Here is a 23,488-nt window from a genome sequence, read left to right on the forward strand (position 1 = left end):
AGGTCCTCTGCAATCAGGAGAGCGCGGCGATGATGCCGGCGGTAATGGTTTCCGTTCGATCCTTGCCCGGAAGTGTGCCGATGCCGCGCGCGGTTACTGCCTCCATCGCCGCGATGATGCGGGTGGCAGCATCCCTCTCGCCCAGATGATCGAGCATCATCGCTCCCGACCAGATGGCGGCGATCGGGTTGGCGATGCCGCGGCTCGCAATGTCCGGGGCTGAACCGTGAACCGGCTCGAACATCGATGGGGCGTCGCGCTGCGGGTTGATGTTGGCTGAAGCCGCAAATCCAAGGCCGCCCTGAATGGCCGCGCCAAGATCGGTCAGGATATCGCCGAACAGATTGGAGGCGACGACGACGTCGAGGCTTTCCGGCGCCATCACCATGCGGGCCGCCATCGCGTCGATGTGATAGCTCGTGACTTCGACATCGGGATATTCCGCCGAAAGCCTGGCCGTGATTTCATCCCAGAACACCATGGAATATTTCTGGGCATTGGACTTGGTGACGGAGGCAAGCTTGCCGCGCCGGACACGCGCCTGCTCGAAGCCGAAACGCAGGATGCGCTCGACGCCCGCGCGGGTAAAGATCGACGTCTCCACCGCGACTTCATCACTCGTGCCCTGATGGACGCGACCGCCGGCGCCCGAATATTCACCCTCGGTGTTTTCGCGGATGCAGAGAATGTCGAATGTCTCCGCCCGCAGCGGTCCCTGGACCCCCGGCAGCAGCCGGTGCGGTCGGATATTGGCATATTGCACGAAGGCCTTGCGGATCGGCAGCAACAGGCCGTGCAGCGAGACCGCATCGGGCACTTCGGCCGGCCAGCCGACGGCCCCGAGTTGGATCGCATCGAACGACCTTAGCATCTCGATCCCGTCTTCCGGCATCATCCGCCCCGTCTGCTTGTAGAATTGGCAGGACCACGGAAATTCGGTGCTATTCAGTGCAAAGCCGCCAGTCTTGGCAGCAACTTGCAGCACCGACCATGCGGCGTCTGTCACGTCCTTGCCGATGCCGTCACCAGGGATCAGAGCTATCGAGTAGGTCTTCATGGTATAGGTCCCTCAAAGGCTGATGAGCACGCTCTTCGTTTTGCGATTGGCAAGATAAGCCTCGCGTCCCAGGTCCTTGCCGATGCCGGAGCGCTTATAGCCGCCGGTCGGTAAGATATGATCCCGCGAGCGGCTGTAGCGATTGACCCAGACCGTACCTGCCTGGATCTGTCGGCTGAGGCGGATGGTACGCGACAGGTCGGATGTAAACAGGCCCGCGGCAAGACCATAGGAGGGGTGATCGGCAAGCACCATCGCTTCGTCTTCGTTCTCGAAAGTCTGCAGCGTCAGGACCGGCCCGAAGATTTCCTCGAGAATGGCGGGAGAAGACGGATCGAGATCGGTCAAAAGCGTCGGTTCGTAGAAGTAGCCCGGCCTGTCCATCGGCTTGCCGCCGGCGATACAGCGGCCGCCTTCGCTGATCGCGGCAGCGACGATCGCGTCGATCCGGTCGCGCTGGCGCTCGGAAATGATCGGCGAATAGCGTGTCGCCTCATCCCAGGTGGGGCCAGGACCGATATCCGCCATCCGCGCGATGAGGGCTTCCGTGAATTGGCCGGCAACGCTTGCCTCCACGATCACGCGCGTCGCGGCGACGCAAGCCTGGCCGGCATTGAAGAGAATGCTGCCGACGATCGCATCGGCCGCTTTCGAAAGATCGGCGTCCTTGAAGACGATCTGCGGGCTCTTGCCGCCAAGCTCCAGGGTCATCGGCTTGATGCCAGACCGGGCGATATTCTCCATGATCGCGGATCCCGCTCGGGTGGAGCCAGTGAAGCTGACCTTGGCGATATCGGGATGGTCGGTGAGCGCCGTACCGGTGGCGAGCCCGTCGCCGAGAACGACGTTGAAGAGGCCGGCGGGCAATCCGGCCCTCACGGCGAGCTTGGCCAGGTAAACAGTCGAAAATGGCGTCATTTCCGAGGGTTTGAGGACGACGGCATTGCCTGCGGCAAGCGCCGGACCGAGCTTCCAGCCGGCCATGGAGACCGGAAAGTTCCAGGGCGTTATCGCGCCGACGACCCCGTAGGGTTCGCTGAGGATCATGCCGAACGTTTTGTCATCGGTCGGCACGACATCGCTGCCCTCCTTGTCGGCGAATTCGGCAAAGAAACGAATCTGCTCCGCGGTGACCGCTATGTCGCCGGCCGGCAATTGACTGATCAATCGGGTGGAGGACAGAGCCTCTATTCGAGCCAACGTCTCCGTCTCCGCTTCAATCAGGTCCGCCCAGGCATGCATTACGCGGACACGTTCGCGCGGCCGCAGGCCGCTCCAGTTGCTCGCCTTCAATGCCGCCTTGGCCGATTCGACGGCGCGGTCCACCATCTCGTGGCTCGCAATCGGGCAACCTGCATAAGGCTTGCCGTCGGAGGGCCTTTTCATGTCGATCTCGCCGGGAGCTTCAATGAGCTCCCCGCCGATGAAATGGCCGATCGGCAATGGCAAGGTGTCAGGATCGAAGCTCAAGCTCATGGGAAGCTCTTTCTTAAGGCTTTGCCAGAGCCTAGCGCCGGCTTACGAGCAGCTTGCTCCGTATGCCGGCGCGCGGGCCGACGAATCTTGCGTTTCGGCCGGGGCGAACAGTGATTTCTGTTGCGGCGGCCAGCGGCCTTCATCCCACCGTCACATAGATCTTGCGAACGGTCTCGATCGTCTTCCATCTGCCCACGAAGCCCGGCTTCATCACAAAGCTGTCGCCGGCCCGGTAGATCACTGGTTCGCCGTCATCGGGAGTGATTTCGACGACACCCGCGAGGATGTGGCAGAATTCGAAGGTCTCGCCCTTGATCGACCGGGTCTCGCCTGGCGTCGCCTCCCAGACACCAGTGCGCACGGCGCCGTCCTTCGCCTCATCCTGCGCCCAGGTCTTGAACGAGGGATCGCCGGCAATCAGTCTTTCCGGCAAGGCTTTGGATTCACGCGGGGCCGTACCGGGATTGGTTACGACGGTCTTAAGGAAGGTCATGGCGAGCCTGTCATTGCTATGGGTTCAATATCCGCGCCGCCGGTCGACGAGCCCGATGGGATCCTGGCCTGCGCGATAACGACGGATGTTGTCGATCACCGCGCGTGCGGCGGTATCGGGCTGTGTAACGCTGGCGATATGCGGAGTGAGCATGATTTTCGGGTGTCGCCATAAAGGGTGACCCGAGGGCAGGGGTTCTGGGTCGGTCACATCGATCACCGCCGCTGCCAGACGGCCGCTATCGAGCGCTTCGATCAGCGCGTGCGCATCGAGCTGCGGGCCGCGACCGGCATGCACGAGCATCGCCCCCGCCGGAAGGCCGCCAAGAAGCGTGTCGTTCAGAAACCCCGTGGTCTCCGGCGTCAGAGGCAGCAGGCAAATGAGAATATCTGTCGCCGCCACCATGGTTCTGAGGCCGGTTTCACCATGATGGCACTCGACACCCTCGATCGTCCGGGGCGATCTGCTCCAGCCGGCGAGCGGAAAGCCGAAGGGCTTCAACCGCTCGAGCACGGCTGTTCCGAGAACCCCCAATCCCAGAACTCCGATCCGTCTTTCATGTGCCTGACGCTGAGGCAGGCCGCGCCATTCCCCGACGCGCTGCTGCGCAAGATAGGAGAGGAGGTCGCGATGCAGCGCGAGCACGGCAAGCGTCACATATTCCTGCATCATCCTGATGATGCCATCCTCGACCATGCGGACGATCTTCACATGCTCGGGCACGAGATCCGTCTTGAACTGGTCGACGCCGGCACCGATCGAAAACAGGATTTCCAGATTGCGATAGCGGGCGAGGTCGTCTGGCACCGTCCAAGTGATGAGGAACCGAACCTCATCAGGATCGACGCTCGCCGCATCCGTGGAAAATGCCAGATCCGGAAGTTCCTTGGCGAAGGCCCGAGCGAAGATCGCTCCGCGCTTGGCATCCGAATTGAAGAGAAATGTCATGGCGATTGCTCCCTCAAGACCGCACGCATCGCGCAGCCAGGGCCAATATCATTTGGCGGCATTCCTCGAGTTCGTCCTCTAGAATGTATTCGTCGGGCTTGTGGGCGCGCTCTATGTCGCCAGGCCCACAGATGATCGCATCGATCCCGGCTGCCTGATATAGGCCAGCCTCGGTCCCGTAGCTGACCGCTGCAAGCGAGGGCCTGCCGGTCATTTCTTCCAACAAGGCTGCAAGTGGCGCGTCCTTCGCAAGCGACAGTGCGGGATAGGCGCTGAGCGGGGTCCAATCGACGGAAAAGCCCTGTTCCTTGAGCATGTCAGCGCAATGGCGGATCGGGGCCAGCAATTCCTCAGGGGCCACGTCGGCGATAGCACGTGCCTCGAGGTCGAGCAGGCAGTTGTCGGGGACGATGTTCAGCGCCAGTCCGCCGGACACAATGCCGGCCTGAAGCGTCGAGTACGGCGGCTCGAATACGGGGTCGAACGGGCCGAGCGTCAGCCTCCGAGCTTCATCGACCGCCGAATTGAGCACCCGCGACATGGCATGGATGGCGTTGAGCGCCAGGTCTGGACGAGACGAATGGCCCGCCCGTCCGCCGACGGTGACGCGAGCCGCCGCTTTCCCCTTATGGGCGCGCACGGCCTGCATGCGGCTGGGCTCGCCGATGATAGCGCCTTGCGGGGGTGCGCAGAGTTCCTTCATCCGCGCCAGTAGATGCGGCACGCCCCGGCATCCCGCTTCTTCGTCATAGGAGAATGCGAGATGAATGGGGCGGGCAAGATTTGCCCTGGCAAGGCCCGGCGCTGCGGCAAGCGCTGCGGCAAGGAACCCTTTCATGTCGGTCGTACCGCGCCCGTAGAGTCGATCTGCCTCCTTTCTGAGCGCGAAAGGTTCCGAGGTCCAGCCCGGCTCTCCAGCGGGAACGACATCCATATGCCCGGACAGAATATAACCGGCGACATCCCTGGGGCCGATCGTGGCAAAGATGTTGGACCTGTCGCCTTCAGGTCCTGGAAGCTCGGTGACGTGGATTCCGAGACCTTGCAGATGCGTCTGAATCCAGCCGACGATCCCGTCATTCGGCGTGCCGACGACGCTCGGAAAGGCGACAAGACGGGCGAGGATTTCAACCGTGTCCATATGCTCCTCGGCGGCTGCGGTATTTGCTGACATTTCCCAATACCATTGGCCTCCGCTTTCATAATTGCATGCCGAATGTCGAAGTGTTTCAGTCGATTGTTGTGCAGGCACACGCAATTCGAGCTAATTGTATCGGCGGGCGTCGCCTATCCTTGCTGACGGGGAGCGCGTCTGTTTTGGCGCATGGGTATAGGTAGCAGGTTTCGAGGTGGTCCAGTGAAGGTATCTGACAGTTTGCGGGTCGATGCTTTCTCCATGCATATCGGCGACATCAAGGACGTGGAGCTCGATCAGTTGCACGCGCTGTCGATCTCAGTCCGTTGGCCGCATCGAGCCGAAGACTGGGAATTTCTGAGGCAGACGGGTAGCGGCATCGTCGCACTCGATGAGATCGGTCGCGTCATGGGATCTGCTATGTGGTTTCCGCACGGAGACGAGTTTGCCACCGTCGGCATGGTGATTACCTCTCCGCGTTTGCAGACCAATGGCACCGGTCAATGGCTGATGAGCCGGATCCTCGACAAGGTTGCGGGACGCCGCCTCAGCCTCAGTGCGACACGGGCGGCGCGGCGTCTGTATCTTTCGCTGGATTTCAAGCCGGAAAAGACGGTCTACCAATGCCAGGGGGAGGCGCGGATCGCGAAGGATTTCGCGCCGCTGCCTTCGGACGGCACGGTAAGGCGGCTTGGCGCCGACGATCTTGCCGCGATCCTGCGGCTCGATGCCATCGCCTTCGGTGCCGATCGCTCGGAGCTGGTCAGGCGTCTCTACGAGCAATCGATCGGTTACGGTCTGTTCCGGGGAGCGGATTTGCAGGCTTTCGCCTTGTGCCGGCCTTTCGGACGCGGCCATGTCGTCGGGCCTGTGGTTGCGTCAAGTGATGGCGATGCGATCGTCGTGGTCGAGCCACACGTGGCGCATCATGCCGGCCAATTTCTTCGTCTCGACACGCAGATGGAGAGCGGCGATTTCGCCTCTTACGTGTCGCAGTGCGGGATGCTTGTCTACGATACCGTCCTGACCATGTCGCTTGGAAACCATCCCTCCAATAGAAACAAAGCCAGCGCCGGTATGGCGGTCACATATGCTCTCGCTAGCCAGGCGCTCGGCTAAAATCGCGGCACGACCTCGCCGCGCGCAGGACTTTCGCGTGTTGGCCAGATGTTATTTAGCCAGACCGAGCAGGTGGCGTGGCGTCATCGTCAGCCGTCTTCCGCCCTCCGGCGTAATGACCACCGTCTCGCTGAATCCAAGCCTGGCGGCTGTCGTATAGACATGGAAAACCATGCCTTCCTCCAGCGGCCAATCTGCATCCGGCAGAAAGACCCGGGAGAAATCGCTGGTGCGCGGCGTGCGGGTATAGAGACCAAGCGTATAGGCCGTTACATTGTCGTAACGCTGTCTCAGGCCTGACGACAAGAGACCCTGACGGACAATAGCATCCGCCTCGCAGGCAGGAACGCCCGGCTTCATGGCTTCGATCTGTCGGTCCTGCAGCGCGATGATGCGTGAGGCGATATCCTGAAGCCTTGCCGATACACTGCCGATGACGATCGGCCGCATGAGACGGGCACCATAGCCACCCACGCGCGGAATAAGCTCCACGTGCAGAATATCGCCTGCGTCAAGCAATTCACTCTTGAAAGAGCCGTGCAGGAATTGGTGGTCGCCGCTGGCCTTGACGATCGGACCGGTCTCGCCACTATCAGCACCTTCAAGCAGGAACGTTGCGGCCGCGGTTGCGGCAGCTGTGCGGGTCGAAGAGCCGGGTCGCGTATTCTGCGCTATCGCCAGCATGGCCCTGTCGGCGATGCCGGCCGCTTGCGTCAGAACGGTAATCTCGCGAGCCGATTTGACCCATCGCAGACTGTCGCTGATGCCGGGAAGAGCGACGAATTGCGCTTGGGGCAGGTGCGCCCAAAGCTTGGCCGCCGTATCGGAGCTGAAGCTATAGGAGGCGAAGTCGGCGCCGATGCGGGCGCTGGCGAAACCTCGAGCATGGATGCTGCTGGCGATCGCCTCGTGCGGATTGGCCGTATCGGCGAACCCGATGATATCGGAAATCCAGGTTTTTTCCCTGCACGGCGCTTCGTCGAGCTCGCGCAGGGCGAACCAGGGCGCACCGTGTCGCGGGAGAAAGGCGGCGCGGTACATGGTTTCCGAAACGGTATAACCGGTAAGCCAAGCAAGGAGCTCACCGCTGTCGATCAGGAGCAGATCGACAGCGGCGGCGTCCATGGCGGCATGTGCCTTGGCGATACGCCAATCATATTCGTCACGAGGAAACATGCGACCTCAGGCAACCTCGCAAATGTCGAGAATGGTGAGCATGTAGACCCGGATCATGTCGAGATAGTCGACGATGTCGACGCGTTCGTCCGGCATGGTGTTGTACCGGCCGCCTGGTCCGCAGACGATGCCTTCCATGCCGAGCTCATGGTAGAGATGGCCGGCGTCCGTTCCGTAAAAGCGCGTGGGCGTAATGGCGCCCGTCGGCTGCGTCTCGCCGCGGACGGTCTCATAGGCGGCATTGATCGAGGTCACGATGCGCGAGGTCGGCGAGACTTCGAAAGGCGGCATCAGGGGACGGCCTTCGATCATCTCAGGCACCAGCTTGGCTTTCAGTCCGGGAAAGCGCTTTTCGAGCGCGACCAATTCCCCGGCGAGATCGGCAAGCACACCTTCCTGCGTCTGGCCCGGTGCATAGCGGGCCGAACCTCGGATGCGGACGAAATCGGCGACCTGCGGCGGGCGCCATTCCTCCAGCTCACGCCCGAGCGCACCATGGATAACACCGACATGGCCGCGATTGATCGAGCGGTGCACTTCGCTTCTCGCGCCGCTGAAGGTCATGGCGTTGATACGCGGAATGAGATCGCAGGCGGCGGCGATGGCGTCGACCGATTGTTCGCGTTTGGACAGGTGCCGCGTGTCGCCAGTCAGCTCGATCACGAAGCTTAGCGCGGCGGCATGCATCGTCACGGCGGCAAGATCGCTCGGCTCGCTGTTGATGAAATAGTCGGCTTTAACGCCGCTGCGGATGGCTGCAAGCGTGCCCACGCCGCCCTGAAGCTCGCCGACGACATAGGTCAGGATCACATCGCCCTTCAGCTTGACGCCGGCGTCGAGCAAGGTCTTGACCGCGCAGAAGTAGGCGGCATCCCCCGCTTTCATGTTGGATACGCCGATGCCATAGATGAATTTATCGTCGACGAGGCCGCCCCAGGGATCGACGGTCCAGCCCTCGGTAACCGGGTTTGTATCGAGATGGCCGTTGAAGAGCAGGCTCTTTCCACCGCCGGTTCCCTTCAGGCGTCCGATAGCATTGAAGCGCTCGCCATTATCGAAGGGTTGCAGTTCGGACCGAAGTCCGATCGCCTCCATCTGGCGCGCCATGATGCGCGCGAGCTCGCGTTCGCCTTCGGTTTGGGAATGGCTCTTCTGGCGAACCATCATCGACAGGAAGTCGAGGCAGCTCTTCTCATCGATTGTTCCGATGAGCGATTTCGGGTCCATTTGTAATGCTCCTTAGAAGTCTTGTTCTGTAGGTGCGGCGCCGACAGGCGTCGGGACCGCGGCAAGCAGCCGGCGCGTATAGTCGGCCCGCTCGGGGCTGGTGATGTCTTCCGCCGGCACGACTTCGAGGAGATCGCCGCGATACATCACCGCGATGCGGTGCGCGATCTGACAAATGAGGTTGAGGTCGTGGGTGATGAAGAGGAAGGCGGTGGAATGTTCGCGATGCAGTTCCAGCAGCAGCTCGATGATGGAGGCCTGCACCGAGACGTCGAGCGCCGAGGTGATCTCATCGCAGATCACCAGCTTCGGTCTGGATGCGAAGGCGCGCGCGATGGCGACGCGCTGCTTTTCGCCGCCGGAGAGCTGATGTGGATAGCGATCAGCATGGCTACGCGGCAGGCGCACCTGCTCAAGCATGTCGCCGATCCGTTGGGCGATGGCCCCATTCTCGCCTTCGCCATAGAGTTTCAGCGGCCGCGCCAGGATTTCGCGAATCTTCTGGCGCGGATTGAGCGAGGCGTCCGGATGCTGGAAGATCATCTGGACGTTCTTGCGATAGGATTTGTCCATGTCGGCAAGGCCTGAAATCGTCCGCCCGGCGAAAGTCATCCGGCCCTCGAAGGGATTGAGCCCGGTCATTGCCTTGGCAAGCGTCGATTTGCCGGAGCCTGATTCCCCGACGATGCCGAGGATCTCTCCCGGCTGCACGCTGAGGCTGACGGCACGATTGCCCGCGAAGCGCTCGAAGGACCGGCCGGTCAGCGTCGACAGGAACGGCTTGCGGCCGTAATGCACGCTGACATTCTCGACCTTCATCAACGGCTGGTCCTCATAGGACGGGCGTGTCTGCGTACGGCGGTCGCTCGGCCGCGGCACCGCGGCGGTCAGGTGGCGCGTATAATCATGCTGCGGCGCATGGAAGATCGAGTCGACCGCTCCCTGCTCGACGATTTCGCCGCGCCGGATGACGGCGACCCGTTTCGCGGTGCGCGACAGCAAGGCGAGATCATGCGAGATATAGAGCGAGGCGACGCCCGTCTCGGCCTGCAGGTCGAGGAAGAGGTCGAGGATCTGACGGGAGGTGATGACATCGAGCGCCGTCGTGGGCTCGTCGAAGATGATGCATTCCGGATTGCAGGCAAAGGCGGTGGCGATAACCACGCGCTGCTTTTCGCCGCCGGATGCCTCGTGCGGCATGCGCTTCATCATGTCCGCGGGGCTTTTAAGGCCGACGCGATCCAGCATGGCTTCGCCTTCGTTCCACGCCTGCCTTGCGGTCAGGCCGCGATGGCGCCTCAGCGTTTCCGTGAGCTGCGTGCCAAGCGAGAGCGTCGGGTTGAGCGAGGTGCCGGGGTCCTGGAACACCATGCTGATCCGTTTGCCCCGCATGCGATTGACCTCGGCTGGCGATTTCGCCGTTAGATCCTCGCCGCGAAGCCGGATGTCGCCACCGACCTCCCGAGCGTTCGCCGGCAGATAGCGCATGATCGACCAGGCCATCGAGGTTTTGCCCGAGCCGGACTCACCGACGAGGCCGAGAATCTCGCCGGCTCCGACTTGGAGATCGATATTCTTGAGCGCATGAAACACGCCGCCCGCCGTCAGATAGTCGAGCGAATAATTGCAGACCTGTAGGACGATATTGCTTGCCGTTTCTGTCATCTCAGCCTCCGGTGCGCGGGTTGAGCGCATCGCGCAGGCCGTCGCCGAGAAGATTGAAGCCGATGGCGACAATGGCGATGGCGAGACTCGGCCAGATCAGGATGCCGGCGCTGAGGTGCATGTATTGTCTCGCCTCCGAGACCATCAGCCCCCATTCGGTGGCGGGCGGCTGGGCGCCCAGACCAAGGAAGCTCAGCGTCGCGAACAGCATGACGGCGAAGGAAACGCGGATCGTCGTTTCCACCACGATGGGTGCGACGACATTCGGCAGCATTTCGCGCAGGATGATGTAACGCGAGCTTTCGCCGCGGGCGATCGCCGCGCTCACATAGTCCTGCTTGCGCACGGCAAGGGCTACGCTGCGAGTGATGCGCGCCATGCCCGGCGCGAAGGCGACGGCGACGGCGACAAGCGCATTGATGCTGCTGGACCCGAGCAGATTGACGATCAGCAGCGCGAACAGAAGGTTCGGGATTGCCATGATCGCATCGATGGTGCGCATGATGAATTCGTCGGCGCGGCCGCCCAGGAAGGCGGATACCGTTCCGATGAGGGCTCCGGCAAGCGTGCCGGCAAGCGTGGCGAAGACCGCCATCGTTACGGTCGAGCGCGCACCGATCAGCAGGCGACTCAAGATATCGCGGCCGTATTGGTCGGTGCCGAGAAGGAAATTCGCGCTCGGTCCCTTATAGCGGGCAAGGATCGACATGGCTTCCGGATCGCGTGGAGCAAGCCAGGGACCGAAGACGACGACGATGAAGACGAGGACGACCAGGACAAGGCCGACCGCGCCCTGCGGCGTGCGCAGCAGCCGTTTGAGAAGCTCAATCATACTGGATCCTCTTGTCGAGCCATGCGTAGCGAATGTCGGCGGCGAAATTGACGATGGAATAGGTTGCCGCCATGAGCAGCACGCCGGCCTGGATTGCCGGCAGGTCGCGCGTCTGGATGGCGACGATCAACTGCCTGCCGATGCCGGGAAGTGCGAAGATTTCCTCTACGACGATGATGCCGCCGAGGAGATAGCCGACATCGAGCGCGACGACGGTGATGGTCGGCAGCAGGGCGTTGCGCAGCGCATGACCGAACAGCACTCTTGACGTGGAAAGACCCTTTAGCCGAGCCGCGCGGATGTAATCGGTATGCAGCACATCGACGAGTTCGGAACGCACCATGCGAGAGACATGCGCGATGAGGATGATCGACACCACGCAAACCGGCAGCACCAGGTGGGCAAGGCCGTCGACAAAATTCTCGGTCAGTGGCACATAGCCTGTCGGTGGCAAAAGCTTCGCCCAATCGGAGACGAAGAGCACCGCGAGCGTCGCCGTCACGAATTCCGGCAGCGATACGCCGGCATAGGAGATGAGGCTGACGATCATGTCGGCGAGCTTGCCGCGGCGGATCGCTGCGAGGACACCGAGCGGTATGGCAAGCGCGAGCATCAAGGCGATGGAGAGCACGGCGAGTAGAAGCGAGCGGCCGAGAGCCTGGAGCATGGCCGGCCCGACCGGCTGGCCGGTGCGCAGCGACTGGCCGAAATCGCCATGCAGGACGCCGCCCAGCCAATGCAGATATTGCAGCCAGACGGGATCGTTCAATCCCATATGCTGGCGCAGTGCCTCAAGCGCCTGGTCGGTGGCGTTCTCGCCAAGCATCATCACGGCGGCATCCGCCGGCAGGACCTGGGTGATCGCGAAGACGACGAGCGACACGATGAAGAGCGTGTAAACGATCATCAAAAGCCGCTTCAGGAGATAGTTCGGTGACAAGGGCCATTTCCTGGTGTTGGAGCGACCGGTCGCTTCAACATAAGCGCCGATCTTCTTGCTATGGGATGCGTCGCGAAGGTCGTTGGCCTCGCGACGCTCATTCAGCTCGCAGGTGCTATCAGCTCCGCTTCGGCGCCTTGTCCGTCAAGGAGACGTAATCGAGACGGAAGACGGAAGCGCGCGGATGGACCTCGAAACCGGCGACCCAATCCCGCTTGGCGGCGAGAACATCGAAGAAGACCGGAATGATGGAAGGAACGTCCTCATTCATCAGCTTCTGCGCCTCGGCATAAAGCTCCTTGCGCTTGGCTTCGTCGGTGATGCCGCGCGCTTGGTTGACGACCTTGTCGAAGGCGGCATTGTTCCAGCGCGTTTCATTCCAAGCGGCATCGGAGGTGTAGAGCAGCTTGAAGATCGCATCCGCCGTCGGCTGCATGTTGTAGAAGCCGACATAGAAACTGCCCTTCTTCCACACCTGTTCGAGATAGGTCGCGTGCGGCATCGTCTGGACGTTGATGTTGATGCCGGCTTCCTTCGCCATCTCGCGCAATGCGACGGCGAGCTGGGTGCGCTGGCTCGGCTTGTCCGATGCAATCAGCGTCGCCTCGAAGCCGTTCGGATAACCGGCCTCGGCCAGCAGCTTCTTGGCTTCCTCGATATTGGCCTGGCGCAGCGGCAGGTCGGCATAGAAGCGATAGGAGGAATTGAGGGCGGTATCGTTACCCGGCGTGCCGAAGCCTTCGGTGACGAAGTCGACCATCGCCTGCCGGTCGACGGTAAGCGCCAGCGCGCGACGAACGCGGGCATCGTTGAAGGGCTTTGTGTCGCAGCCGAAATTGATGTTGCAGAACTGGCCCGACGGCACGCGCAGCGGATTGACGCCTTGGGCGTCCTTCATCCGCAGATATTCGGTCGGCTGCACGGTCGAAATGATGTCGATATCGCCGGCAAGCAGGGCCGAGGTCTGCGCCGAGGTATCCGGAAAGACCTGGATTTCGACGCGATCTAGATAGGGACGCTTCGGATCGTAATAATCGGGATTGCGCTCGACGACGATCAGACGGTCGGGTTCGTAGGAGACAAGCTTGAACGGGCCGGTGCCGACGGCCGTGGTCGACAGCTTCTTGAAGTCGCCTGTGGCGATGGAGGCTGGGATGATGCGCGCGACCGTGTAGGCTGTCGCCACTGGGAAGTCAGCGTAAGGGGTCGAAAGCTTGAAGACGGCGGTCAGAGGATCGACTGCGATCACATCGGCGATCGGGCCGACATTGTTGAGTGCCGGCGAAGCGTTCTTCGGATCAAGGATTGCCTTGAAGCTCTGGACGACATCGTTTGCGGTCAGCGGCGATCCGTCATGGAACTTGACGCCGCTACGCAGCTTGAAGGTCCATTCCGTCAGCGCATCGTTGGCGCTCCAGCTTTCGGCAAGATCCGGCTCGACCGACATATCGACCTTCAGCCGGGTCAGATTGCTGTAGAGCAACTCGGTGACCATGTATTCCGGGTTGACGCGCGTCAGCAGCGGATGGATCACGCTTGCGGCCTGATCGACGGAAATGCGCAATGTGCCGCCCTTGGCTGGAACGGTGGCCTGAGCAAAGCCGATGGCGGGCGTTGCCAGAATGGCGGCGGTGCTCGCCAGGAAATGACGTCGATTCAGCTTCAGCATTGCGATGTTCCCTTATTTTGATGGTGCGTGTTCTGGAATAAGGCCGGTCTCAAAGTCGCGGGCGAGATAGGCAAGGATGCTCTGCGCCAGCGCGACGATATCCGTGGTCGTCGTATGTTCGTCGGCGCTATGGATGCAGCTCTCCGGACGTCCAAGGCCGCCGAGCAGGACTTCCTGCATCGCACCCGTTTGCTGCACGTAGCCGAAATCGGAGCAGCTGGCGGCACCCCATTTGCTGAAATCGGAATCCTGATAGCCGAAGCCGAGGCTGAGCGCCTTCTGCCAGCGCGGCCAATGCGGACCGTCCGGGTCTGAGGTCGGAATAAGATGGCCGACAAGATCGATCTCGACGCGCAGCTCGGGCGATTTTGCCATGACGGTGCGCACGAGCTCTTCGATCTCAGCCCTTGCCGTTTCGTAACTTTCCTCGGGTGCGTAACGGCGGCTGACGAGGATCTTCAGCTCCGCGGGAACCTGTCCTCCCGACGTACCGCCATTGATGGCGGCGATGGAAAGCTGTGGCCGCAGCGGTCCGCTCGCATGCGGCGGCGCTGGCAAGGCGGATGCGAAGGCAGCCACCTGCGGCTTCAAGGCGTGCAAGGCATTCAGAAGCGGAAGGGCTCCGTCGATGGCATTGATGCCCGAGCCGGTGCGGTTGCCTTCGCCCGCGTGAACCGCATGGCCGCGAATAGTGATCTGAAGATTGAAGACGCCGAAGCAGCCCGCCCAGATGCGTGGTGCCGCCGAACCGTTGAAATTGACGATATGTCCCTTGAGCATGCCCTGCTCGGCGAGATATCGGATTCCCGGATAGAGGCCGCCTTCCTCATCGGTGCAGAGGAGCAGCATCGGATCGTAGGCAAGCTCGACCCCACACGCATCGGCGGCACGCAGCGCAAGGAGGGTCGCCGCGATGGTGCCTTTCATGTCCGCCGCTCCAAGCCCGAAGAGGCGTTGGCCTTCGCGGCGAAGACAGAGCGGATCCTGTTGCCAGGCAGGGGCGGCCGGAACCGTGTCGACGTGGTAGTACAACCCGCAAATCGGCTTGCTGCCGGATCGCTCGGCAATGAGATTAACCCGCGGCCCTTGGGCAGGGCCATTGCTGACCCGCCATAGCTCTTCCGGCACGGTAACCTCCCGGCAATGAAAGCCCATGGGTTCCAGCAGGCCCGACATCAGCGCCGCAAAAGCGGGATAGCCGTCTCCGGGCGGAAAAGAGGTATCGATCGCCACCATCCGCGCGAGGTCGCTGACAGCGCTTTCGACGGTCTCTTCAATGATTTTCAAGGCGCTTGCAAATGGCTCCTCGAAAGATGACAAGATTTGATCGCGCATGCTCGAATTCCGAAAAGACGCGCAGAAACACATGGAGGTTCCGCACTCGTATTTATATAAACTATATAGTAATGATGCTGCCGCTCACGCTTCGAGTCAACTCCAAATAAGAGGCAAATAATTGCGCGAAATGCCCAAATTTTCAGCAGATGTACCGCGTGCATCCGAGCTCTCCGTTCCGCTCTACGAAGTCGTGAAACGTCAGATCACGGAAGCAATCATGATGGGCAAATGGCCGGCCGGGACCGTGCTGCCGAGCGAGATCGCGCTGTCGCAAAAGTTTGGAGTTGCTGTCGGCACGATCAGGCGTGCCCTGCAGGACCTGACCAATGAGGGCTTGCTCAGCCGCCGGCGCAAGACGGGGACGGTGGTCACCGGTCGCACGCCGCAGCACAGCCTTCGCTTTTTCTTCCAGTATTTTCGTCTGCACGGGCTCGACGGTTCGCTGCAAAACTCAACATCCGACATTCTTTCGCTGAAACGCCGTGGGGCGAACGAAGAAGAGCGGGCCGGACTGCGGCTTGACGATGCGGCTGAAGTCATCTCGATTCACCGGCTGCGCAGCGTCGGAGGCAAGCCGGTCATGCATGAAGTCATGGCACTTTCGGCGAGCATGCTGCCGGAGTTTCCCGATAAGAAGGAGGAGATTCCCTCCCTTCTTTATCTCTTCCTTCTCGATCGCTACGGGATTCGCATTTCCGCCGTCAGAGAGCAGATTGCCGCCGACATGGCGACGGAGGAGGATTGCCGGCTGTTGCAGTTGAGCATGCCCAGCGCCGTGCTGACGATCGACGAAGTGGCCTATGATCAATCCGCGGTTCCGGTTCTCGTCGCAAAACATCGTGCGACGACCAGAAGCCATCGCTATGTGCATGAGGTCCAATAGCGGGCGATAGGCTAGCTCTCCGGCACCACAATCCGAAGACCCGGGCCGCATTAACCCGTTGCGGGTGCGCCTGCCATCTGCGCGAAATCCAGAAGGCCCGTCTGCGCTCGTTCACGGTTTGAGTGTCATGGTACGCAATGTTCGCGATTTCGAAGGCACAGACCCCTTCGTTGAGGATTTCGGCCTGACGATCGGCTTTGGAGATTTGCCGCCGCGTCTTTCAGCTCTTTCGTCGGGGCGGCAGAATAACTTCCGTTCTTCTTGTATCACTTGCTGCTCACTGTGCGAGTTGCCCAATGATATAGAGTTAATGGTTGTAATGAAGTTTGGCTTGATTACAGCATAGCGATAGTGTGACTAGGTCCGGGGCTATGAAAATCTCGGGGCGTCCTTACGGATTTATTTTATGTTGGGAATGTGATAGCTGACATATATTAAGGCTGCGAGAGCGCGAATGGCAGAATTCAAATTTAGTGAACCACCTGTAGGAAACGGGGCCGATGACATTTCAAACGAGTGCCAGCGCCAATTGCAGCCTATAGTTAGTGAAATCGTTCGGGCCGCGGCTGCCGCTGGATGGAATCAGAAGGATGTTCTTCTAGCGATGGTGGATGTCGCTTGGGACTTATATGAAAAGCGCCGAGGCGATCTTTAGCGGTCACAGCCGCCCCACAATCGTTTTTTCTACTTCGACGTGAACAAAGGTTTAGTCCGACTGCAACCATCTATCGAAGTGCGTGGATATATTTGTCCGCGCTAAAGATTGACGTGTTTTTACCGCGTCATTCTTTCTTTACCATATGCGTATCCCCCCTTCCAAACTCAGTGAATTATACTATTTAATCTTGCGCTATAAGCTGGTTTACGGCGGTATCCGGCGGGCAGTGTTGGGAATAATGAGATCTCGGCTGATATTGGGATCTCGGCTGCTTGCTAGCAATTGCATGATTTCGTTCGGGCGGGGCGATGAAGAATGGACTATGCGGGTGAGGTGCGGGAACGTACCGATCGATATGTGTTCGACATAATTCCCGAAAGCGCGGGTCCGAGAAAGGCCACCATGCGGGGGAGCGTCATCAGCTCCGTTCGCGAGCCTGGATCACAAACGTTCCTGGCCAAAGAACATGCGATGGGAATCGTATTGGCTCCCATGCGTGGCTTGCGAGCGTCTCTCGGCAGCGACAAGATCACCCAGTATGACGCGCCTGTTGGCTGCCTCATCATCAATCCCGCCGGCGTGGACAGCACTCTTGCCTGGTCGGAAACCAGGGAAAATCTGGTGGTCGCGATTCCTCCCCAAATTTTGTCCGAGCTGGCGCTCCAGGAGTTTGACCTTGCCGACGTAGAACTCGAACCTCCAGCATTTGGAACCGTCGATCCTGTCGCCCTCGGCATAGCGCAGAGGATTTCCGTCGAGCTAACCGGGAAAGCAACTCCGAATGAACTCTATCTGGATTCATTGGTTACGCTGTTTAGTACCCATCTTCTCCGTACCTATGCGAACAATATGAGACAGCTTCCGTCGCCCAGGGGAGGGCTCTCCGCGAAAAGCGCTCGACGCGTGGAAGAGTATCTTCGCGAACATTTCACCGAAAAGGTTCACGTCGCTGAACTTGCGGCGGTCGCTGGCATTTCGCCCAACCATTTCATCGTGAGGTTCGCCAAGACCTTTGGCATGCCTCCACACCGGTATCTGATAAATCTGCGCTTGGATCTTGCGGAAAAGCTGCTCGCCGAAGGCGAGATCGCGATTGTGGAAATCGCCTACATGACAGGGTTTTCGGATCAAAGCCACCTGGCGACCACGATGAAGAGATACCGTGGACGGACGCCGACGGAGCTTCGATACATGCGATAACCGCGCGGGTTTTGTAGGCAACCCCCGGATTCGTTCCAAGCCAATTCGAATATTCCGTAACCCATGTTTTTCCGGGGGCTGACCGAGAGGCGTATGTGGCATGGGGTTTTTCTGCTCACGCGGCAGAAGAGATTTTCGGAATGAAAAGAATCGTTTGGCGCCGATCATCAGGCGATTCGCCTCTTCATGCGGAACAGCTTTAGGTTAAGTGTGGCAAAGCGGTTACACCTGCAACCGGCTAAGCAAAAAACCGTAATTTCCTAAAAAAAATCCGGAATTTTCTAAAATACCGTTGTGCTGAAATAAGGCCATGTTCGTGCTGGTAACCATCCGGTGCTTCATGGACATTCAATTCCCTGAATTTGAAATCTTTGCTCCGAAAATCGAGGTAGCCTGGACTGCCTTGCAAGAACGATATGCCAGCCGCCTGACCGGCCCGGAAGTCGATTATCTATTCGCCTGCCTTGTCTTTGGTTTGACCTCTCCGGCCTATGGGGAAGGAGAACCATTATTCCATTTCGATGTCTGCCGCGCCCTGGTGACGATGAAGCTTCCGCCCGATCGGGCTGACGCTGCGTTGTATTCCGTTCCGGAACTGACGCAGCCATGGGCCGACACCGTGCGCGAACAGCTCGAAAGTCAGGCCGCCAAAATGGGTCGTGCGCTTCAGGAAGCGCACAATTTCAATGACGACACAGCCGCAGATGCGGGTTCACGCGCGCTCGGTCGTCCAGATAGCAGCGAGGAGAAAGCAGCATGAGCGAGTGCGTTGGGGAACATCTGCAGACTAAATCGCGTGTCGGATTTGCACGAAGCTGGATTTCGGGCGGTGATGGCAATCGCCTGGTTCGCCGTCGGCTGATGGCGGTGCTGCGGATGGCATCTCGCGTGCTCGGCTTCAAGCGGAGCCGTCTGGGGCACGGGATGCTGGGTGTTGGTGGAGTGGCGGCACTGGGAGCGATCGTATTCGGGGGCATCGCCACGCCGGCTCTGGCGCAGTATGCCGCCGGCGGCGGCACGGCGACCGGCGGCAACGCCGTCGCTATCGGTAACGGTACCGTAGCGAATAATCCGAACAGCATCGCGTTGGGTACCTCCAATAGTGCGACGGGGGATGCTTCGATCGCCATCGGCTATTCGATGGGTGTCAATGGCCTCAATGCCATAGGCATGGGTGTTTTCGCGAACGCCACCGGCGTCAATGCTCTTGCCGTGGGTGGAAATGCCCGCGCATTGAAGGACGGCGCTTCGGCCTTTGGTGTCAACACCACGGCAAATGGAGCGAACGCCGTCGCCCTCGGCTCGACTGCGAGCGCTTCCGGAGGCGCCTCGATAGCGGTTGGATTGTCCTCCAACGCCTCATCGTCAAACGGTGCCGCCATCGCCATGGGCGTCGGGTCCAAGGCTAACGCTGGAACAGGCGGCGGCTCTCCGATTGCCATCGGCACCAATGCCAATGCAAGCGGCACTGCTCCTTCCGGCTTCACGTTCGAGTCTGTTGCGTTAGGCTCCGCCGCGACGGCCACGGGAGCGTGGGCGAATGCGGTTGGTTCCAGCTCATCGGCTACGGGGACTGGAGCCAGTGCCTTCGGCACGTCAGCGACCGCGTCGGCCAACCAGTCCACCGCAGTCGGAAATGGGGCGACCGCTTCCGGCTTGAGAGGCTCGTCCATGGGTTATCTCGCCGCCGCCTCGAACACCGATACCATCGCCCTTGGCACGTCAGCCGCCGCCTCCGGAACCAATTCGCTCGCCATCGGTCCTACTACCGTCGCGTCGGGAGCCTTCGGGGTTGCCTTAGGTAACCAGGCACAAGCAATCGCTGCCGGCGGTGCCGTTGCGATAGGTTCGGGCGCAGTCGTCGCAAACGGTGCGACCTCCGGCATCGCTCTCGGCAACAACGCAAACTCCGCGTCCAATTTATCCGCTGCGGTTGGTGCCGGTGCGAATGCCTCAGGCACTGGGGCCGTATCCATAGGTTATGTAGCACAGGCTACCGCCATCAATGCAGTTGCATTAGGCCCGAACGCGAACGCGAGCCAGTCAAACACCCTTGCTTTAGGCGAGTCCTCCACCGCCAGTGGTGTGAGCAGCACGGCAATCGGCGGCGGGTCGGTCTCCAGCGGGCTTCAGTCGGTCGCTTTGGGCATTAACGCGAACGGGGGAGCCGACTATGCGACAGCGATCGGATCGGCGGCCAAGGCCACCGGTAATCGCGCGTTCGCCGCTGGCCGTATCGCCAATGCCGGAGGGGATGACTCGACCGCCATTGGCACGTCGGCTGTCGCGACAGCAGCAGCCTCGACTGCACTCGGTTCGGGCGCGGTGTCACAAGGCGTGAACGGGATCGCCATCGGCACCGCCGCCGGCTCGCTCTCCGACGATTCCGTCGCCATCGGCACGGGCGCGATCGCCGATGGCGGTCAAGCCGTCGCAATCGGCTACGGCAATTCCGCTTACGGCGATGGCGCCGTTGCGATCGGCGATCCGAGCTATGCGAGCGGCACCGGCGCCTTCACCGGCGGCGCCAACAATATTGCCAACAGCGATGGCACGGCAACTGCCACTGCCGCCAACCAGGCCGCCGGCGCGGTCGCGATCGGCAACAACAACAAGGCAATCGGCCAGGGCTCGGTTGCGCTCGGCAACGGCTCCACGGCGGGGGCATCTGGCTTCGTCGGCAACGTCGCCTTGGGTAACGGCGCAACGGCGGCGGCGAGTTCCGGCGACGTGGCCTTGGGCTCGGGCTCCTCGACCTCCACGGCGGTCGGCACGGCCAGTGGGGTGGTCAACGGCACGACCTACGCCTATCAGGGCACCAACCCGACTTCGACGGTCAGCGTCGGCGCCGTTGGTGCCGAGCGCACCATCACCAATGTGGCGGCGGGCCGGATCAGCAATTCGTCCACCGACGCCGTCAACGGTTCGCAGCTTTTTGCCACCAACCAGGCGGTCGATGCCATCGGCACGACGGTCAACAACATCACCACGGGCGGCGGCATCAAGTATTTCCACGCCAATTCGGCGGGGACGGACTCATCTGCTACGGGTGCGGAATCGGTCGCGATCGGACCTCTCTCGGTCGCGTCCGGGGCGAATGCCATCGCCGCCGGCAACGCTTCGGGTGCCTCAGGTCTCGACTCTTCGGCGTTTGGATACATAGCCAAGGCGACGGGTGATTTTAGTACCGCCATGGGCGCTGATGCCAATGCGACGGCCACATCCACAACCGCGATCGGCCAGAACGCGTTTGCAACCGCCGTTCAGGCAACCGCTGTGGGCGTCAACGCCAATGCCGGTGGCGCGAATGCGCTTGCCCTGGGTGCCAGTGCTACCGCCGGCAACGCAGGCGACGTAGCGCTCGGCTCTGGCTCGGTGACGGACGTCGCCGTCGGCACCGCCAGTACGGTGATCAACGGCACGACCTACGCCTTCCAGGGCACCAATCCGGCTTCGACGGTCAGCGTCGGCGCAGTTGGCGCCGAGCGCACCATCACCAATGTGGCGGCGGGCCGGATCAGCGGCTCGTCCACCGACGCCATCAACGGTTCGCAGCTCTTCGCCACCAACCAGGCGGTCGATGCTCTCGGCACGACTGTCACCACCATCAACGGCAACCTGACCAATCTCGGCAATACGATCAACAATCTTGCCGGTGACACATCGACGACCTATACCGATGCAAACGGTAAGGGCATCCGATATGTGCGCACCAATGACAGCACGCTTGCCGTCAGCGACTCCTCGGCTCAGGGTGTCGGCTCCACGGCGGTCGGCTATAACGCGACCGCTACGGCAGGCGATGCCCTGGCACTTGGAAGACAAAGCCAAGCCACCATCGTCGGCGGAGTTGCCCTCGGTTCCGACTCGGTTTCCGATCGCGCCCTCGCACCGGCCACGGGCCAGATCGCGGCCGGGCCGACGAACTTCATCCAATACAATACGACGGACAAGACCCTGCTGGGCGCCGTTTCGGTCGGTTCGAGCACGGCCTATCGACAGATCATCAATGTGGCTGATGGCACCAACGCGCAGGACGCCGTCACCGTTCGTCAGCTCCAGGGCGCCATCGCTTCGGTGGCGACGACACCAAGCAAATACTTCCATGCCAATTCAGCGGCGGGTGACTCGCTTGCTGTTGGCGCAGAGTCGGTAGCAGTCGGCCCGACGACCGTCGTCAACGGCGACAATGGCATCGGCATCGGCAATGGCGCAGTCGTCGACCAGGTTGCCCCTGGCGGCACGGCCATCGGCCAGAATGCCCATGTCATGCTGGCTGATGGCGTGGCCCTCGGCACGAACTCGCTGGCTGCGGGCGTGCAATCGGTGGCGCTCGGCGCCGGCGCGCAAGCCAACAACATCAATAGCGTCGCTCTCGGCGCACAATCCGTGACGACCGTGGGCGCTCAAACCGGCTACACCGGCTTTGCCCTTACTGGCCCGCAAACCTCCGTCGGCGAAGTATCGATCGGCTCGGCCGGCTCGGAACGCAAGCTGACCAATGTTGCTGCCGGTTCGGCAAATACGGATGCAGTGAATGTCAGCCAGCTCAAGGGCCTCGGCACCAACATCACCACCCTGATCGGCGGCGGCACGACGGTAAACCCGGATGGGTCGATCACCGGTCCCACCTACAACATCCAGGGCAACAACTACAATACGGTCTATGATGCCTTCGGTGCGGTCGATAACACGCTGACCAACATCACGAGTGGCGGCGGCATCAAGTATTTCCACGCCAACTCGACGCTAGCGGATTCCAGCGCCAGCGGCACCGATAGCGTTGCGATCGGTCCACAGAGTGTCGCCAGCGGCGTGAGCAGCCTGGCGGCAGGACTTGGATCTACGGCGACAGGGGAGGGGGCGGTTGCCCTCGGCCAGGGGGCGCAGGCCAACAATGCAAATGATGTGGCGTTGGGCTCCGGTTCCACAACACAGGCTGCTGTCGGCACGTCGGGCACGGATATTCAGGGTCAGCACTACGATTTCGCCGGTACCACGCCTGTCGGAACGGTGAGTGTGGGTTCCCAAGGGGCTGAAAGAACCATCACGAACGTCGCTGCCGGCCGCATTTCTTCCGACAGCACCGATGCCATCAACGGATCGCAGCTTTATGCGACCAATCAGGCGATCGACAGCCTGCAGACGGGTGTCGGAACGATCACCAAGAACGCCGTCACCTATGATCTCAATCCCGATGGCAGCAAGAAGAACAGCATCACGCTGCAGGGTGGTGACGTGAATGCGCCGGTGGTCATTTCCAATGTCGGCAAGGGTGTCGCCCCGACGGATGCCGTCAACGTCGCTCAATTGGGTGACAGCATCACTCAGGTCAAATCCTACGCGGACACGGCCGCCGCCACTACGCTGGCTTCCGCGAACAACTATACAGACCAGAAGTTCGGGCAATTGAACCGAGAACTCGGAGACGTACGGTCGGAAGCGAGACAGGCAGCCGCGATTGGACTTGCCGCGGCATCGCTTCGCTATGACGATCGCCCCGGCAAGGTGAGCGTAGCAGTTGGCGGCGGTGTGTGGAGAGGCGAGGGCGCCTTGGCCTTCGGTGCCGGCTACACCAGCGAGAACGGGAGGGTCCGGGCGAATTTGTCCGGTACGGCAGCCGGCGGCCAGGTGGGTGTCGGCGCTGGCCTCAGCTTCACTCTGAATTGAGC

General features: G+C 61.1%; 17 protein-coding genes. 5 read left to right on the forward strand and 12 right to left on the reverse strand.

All coding sequences use genetic code 11. The features are described from left to right. Positions 1–13: 13 nt before the first annotated feature. From GDN47_RS19595 to argE, 5 genes are all read right to left on the reverse strand, one after another. Entirely contained in the window at positions 14–1,057 is a 1,044-nt protein-coding gene (locus GDN47_RS19595; protein ID WP_152094046.1) for a tartrate dehydrogenase, read from the reverse strand. 12 nt (positions 1,058–1,069) lie between these two features. Then, positions 1,070–2,533, reverse strand: a complete 1,464-nt coding sequence (locus tag GDN47_RS19600; RefSeq protein WP_152094047.1) for an aldehyde dehydrogenase family protein — start codon at positions 2,531–2,533, stop codon at positions 1,070–1,072. A 139-nt stretch (positions 2,534–2,672) separates the two neighbouring features. Next, positions 2,673–3,026: a cupin domain-containing protein gene (locus GDN47_RS19605; RefSeq protein WP_113331033.1), complete on the reverse strand. Its 354-nt coding sequence runs from the start codon at positions 3,024–3,026 to the stop codon at positions 2,673–2,675. Between the two features lie 24 nt (positions 3,027–3,050). Beyond that, positions 3,051–3,974 carry a 2-hydroxyacid dehydrogenase gene (locus GDN47_RS19610; RefSeq protein ID WP_152094048.1) on the reverse strand — a complete coding sequence of 308 codons (924 nt, stop codon included), beginning with the start codon at positions 3,972–3,974 and terminating at the stop codon, positions 3,051–3,053. Between the two features lie 13 nt (positions 3,975–3,987). After that, positions 3,988–5,115, reverse strand: a complete 1,128-nt coding sequence (gene argE, locus GDN47_RS19615; protein ID WP_152094156.1) for an acetylornithine deacetylase — start codon at positions 5,113–5,115, stop codon at positions 3,988–3,990. 183 nt (positions 5,116–5,298) lie between these two features. Here argE and GDN47_RS19620 point away from each other — a divergent pair, with 183 nt between their 5' ends. After that, on the forward strand, positions 5,299–6,228 hold the full coding sequence (locus tag GDN47_RS19620; RefSeq protein WP_152094049.1) for a GNAT family N-acetyltransferase: 930 nt from the start codon (positions 5,299–5,301) through the stop codon (positions 6,226–6,228). Positions 6,229–6,279: 51 nt separating this feature from the next. On the opposite strand, the gene GDN47_RS19625 is transcribed toward GDN47_RS19620, so the two are convergent. From GDN47_RS19625 to GDN47_RS19655, 7 genes are all read right to left on the reverse strand, one after another. Beyond that, positions 6,280–7,404 carry a M24 family metallopeptidase gene (locus GDN47_RS19625; RefSeq protein WP_152094050.1) on the reverse strand — a complete coding sequence of 375 codons (1,125 nt, stop codon included), beginning with the start codon at positions 7,402–7,404 and terminating at the stop codon, positions 6,280–6,282. 6 nt (positions 7,405–7,410) lie between these two features. Continuing rightward, positions 7,411–8,631, reverse strand: coding sequence for a M20 family metallopeptidase (locus GDN47_RS19630; RefSeq protein ID WP_152094051.1), 1,221 nt, complete (start codon positions 8,629–8,631; stop codon positions 7,411–7,413). A gap of 12 nt (positions 8,632–8,643) precedes the next feature. Further along, positions 8,644–10,296 carry a dipeptide ABC transporter ATP-binding protein gene (locus tag GDN47_RS19635; protein WP_152094052.1) on the reverse strand — a complete coding sequence of 551 codons (1,653 nt, stop codon included), beginning with the start codon at positions 10,294–10,296 and terminating at the stop codon, positions 8,644–8,646. A 1-nt stretch (position 10,297) separates the two neighbouring features. After that, complete coding sequence (locus GDN47_RS19640) at positions 10,298–11,128, reverse strand: ABC transporter permease (RefSeq protein WP_069614362.1); 831 nt, start codon at positions 11,126–11,128, stop codon at positions 10,298–10,300. After that, complete coding sequence (locus tag GDN47_RS19645) at positions 11,121–12,068, reverse strand: ABC transporter permease (RefSeq protein ID WP_152094053.1); 948 nt, start codon at positions 12,066–12,068, stop codon at positions 11,121–11,123. The genes GDN47_RS19640 and GDN47_RS19645 overlap by 8 nt, the downstream gene beginning before the upstream one ends. 118 nt (positions 12,069–12,186) lie before the next feature. Beyond that, on the reverse strand, positions 12,187–13,737 hold the full coding sequence (locus GDN47_RS19650) for an ABC transporter substrate-binding protein (protein WP_145321583.1): 1,551 nt from the start codon (positions 13,735–13,737) through the stop codon (positions 12,187–12,189). A gap of 12 nt (positions 13,738–13,749) precedes the next feature. Next, a complete protein-coding gene (locus GDN47_RS19655) occupies positions 13,750–15,072 on the reverse strand; it encodes a M20 family metallopeptidase (RefSeq protein ID WP_145321585.1) in 1,323 nt (440 codons plus the stop codon). A gap of 130 nt (positions 15,073–15,202) precedes the next feature. Here GDN47_RS19655 and GDN47_RS19660 point away from each other — a divergent pair, with 130 nt between their 5' ends. From GDN47_RS19660 to GDN47_RS32825, 4 genes are all read left to right on the forward strand, one after another. Then, the gene (locus tag GDN47_RS19660) at positions 15,203–15,958 is read left to right on the forward strand and encodes a GntR family transcriptional regulator (RefSeq protein WP_113331023.1); all 756 of its coding nucleotides are present in this window, start codon (positions 15,203–15,205) and stop codon (positions 15,956–15,958) included. A 973-nt stretch (positions 15,959–16,931) separates the two neighbouring features. Continuing rightward, positions 16,932–17,816, forward strand: coding sequence for a helix-turn-helix domain-containing protein (locus GDN47_RS19670; protein WP_152094054.1), 885 nt, complete (start codon positions 16,932–16,934; stop codon positions 17,814–17,816). A 310-nt stretch (positions 17,817–18,126) separates the two neighbouring features. Further along, positions 18,127–18,576, forward strand: a complete 450-nt coding sequence (locus tag GDN47_RS19675; protein WP_233788509.1) for a hypothetical protein — start codon at positions 18,127–18,129, stop codon at positions 18,574–18,576. Next, the gene (locus GDN47_RS32825; RefSeq protein WP_152094055.1) at positions 18,573–23,486 is read left to right on the forward strand and encodes a beta strand repeat-containing protein; all 4,914 of its coding nucleotides are present in this window, start codon (positions 18,573–18,575) and stop codon (positions 23,484–23,486) included. Before GDN47_RS19675 ends, GDN47_RS32825 begins: the two co-directional genes overlap by 4 nt. Positions 23,487–23,488 lie beyond the last annotated feature (2 nt).

Source organism: Martinezella dioscoreae, assembly GCF_009176305.1.
GTDB classification, from domain to species: domain Bacteria; phylum Pseudomonadota; class Alphaproteobacteria; order Rhizobiales; family Rhizobiaceae; genus Rhizobium; species Rhizobium dioscoreae.

Bases quoted from the DNA above. Each gene is read 5' to 3' on its own strand.
- argE (WP_152094156.1), bottom strand. From the start codon at position 5,115: ATGGACACGGTTGAAATCCTCGCCCGTCTTGTCGCCTTTCCGAGCGTC.
- GDN47_RS19600 (WP_152094047.1), bottom strand. From the start codon at position 2,533: ATGAGCTTGAGCTTCGATCCTGACACCTTGCCATTGCCGATCGGCCAT.
- GDN47_RS19635 (WP_152094052.1), bottom strand. From the start codon at position 10,296: ATGACAGAAACGGCAAGCAATATCGTCCTACAGGTCTGCAATTATTCG.
- GDN47_RS19640 (WP_069614362.1), bottom strand. From the start codon at position 11,128: ATGATTGAGCTTCTCAAACGGCTGCTGCGCACGCCGCAGGGCGCGGTC.
- GDN47_RS19675 (WP_233788509.1), top strand. From the start codon at position 18,127: ATGTTCGTGCTGGTAACCATCCGGTGCTTCATGGACATTCAATTCCCT.
- GDN47_RS19670 (WP_152094054.1), top strand. From the start codon at position 16,932: ATGGACTATGCGGGTGAGGTGCGGGAACGTACCGATCGATATGTGTTC.
- GDN47_RS19650 (WP_145321583.1), bottom strand. From the start codon at position 13,737: ATGCTGAAGCTGAATCGACGTCATTTCCTGGCGAGCACCGCCGCCATT.
- GDN47_RS19605 (WP_113331033.1), bottom strand. From the start codon at position 3,026: ATGACCTTCCTTAAGACCGTCGTAACCAATCCCGGTACGGCCCCGCGT.
- GDN47_RS32825 (WP_152094055.1), top strand. From the start codon at position 18,573: ATGAGCGAGTGCGTTGGGGAACATCTGCAGACTAAATCGCGTGTCGGA.
- GDN47_RS19625 (WP_152094050.1), bottom strand. From the start codon at position 7,404: ATGTTTCCTCGTGACGAATATGATTGGCGTATCGCCAAGGCACATGCC.
- GDN47_RS19655 (WP_145321585.1), bottom strand. From the start codon at position 15,072: ATGCGCGATCAAATCTTGTCATCTTTCGAGGAGCCATTTGCAAGCGCC.
- GDN47_RS19620 (WP_152094049.1), top strand. From the start codon at position 5,299: ATGGGTATAGGTAGCAGGTTTCGAGGTGGTCCAGTGAAGGTATCTGAC.
- GDN47_RS19610 (WP_152094048.1), bottom strand. From the start codon at position 3,974: ATGACATTTCTCTTCAATTCGGATGCCAAGCGCGGAGCGATCTTCGCT.
- GDN47_RS19595 (WP_152094046.1), bottom strand. From the start codon at position 1,057: ATGAAGACCTACTCGATAGCTCTGATCCCTGGTGACGGCATCGGCAAG.
- GDN47_RS19660 (WP_113331023.1), top strand. From the start codon at position 15,203: ATGCCCAAATTTTCAGCAGATGTACCGCGTGCATCCGAGCTCTCCGTT.
- GDN47_RS19630 (WP_152094051.1), bottom strand. From the start codon at position 8,631: ATGGACCCGAAATCGCTCATCGGAACAATCGATGAGAAGAGCTGCCTC.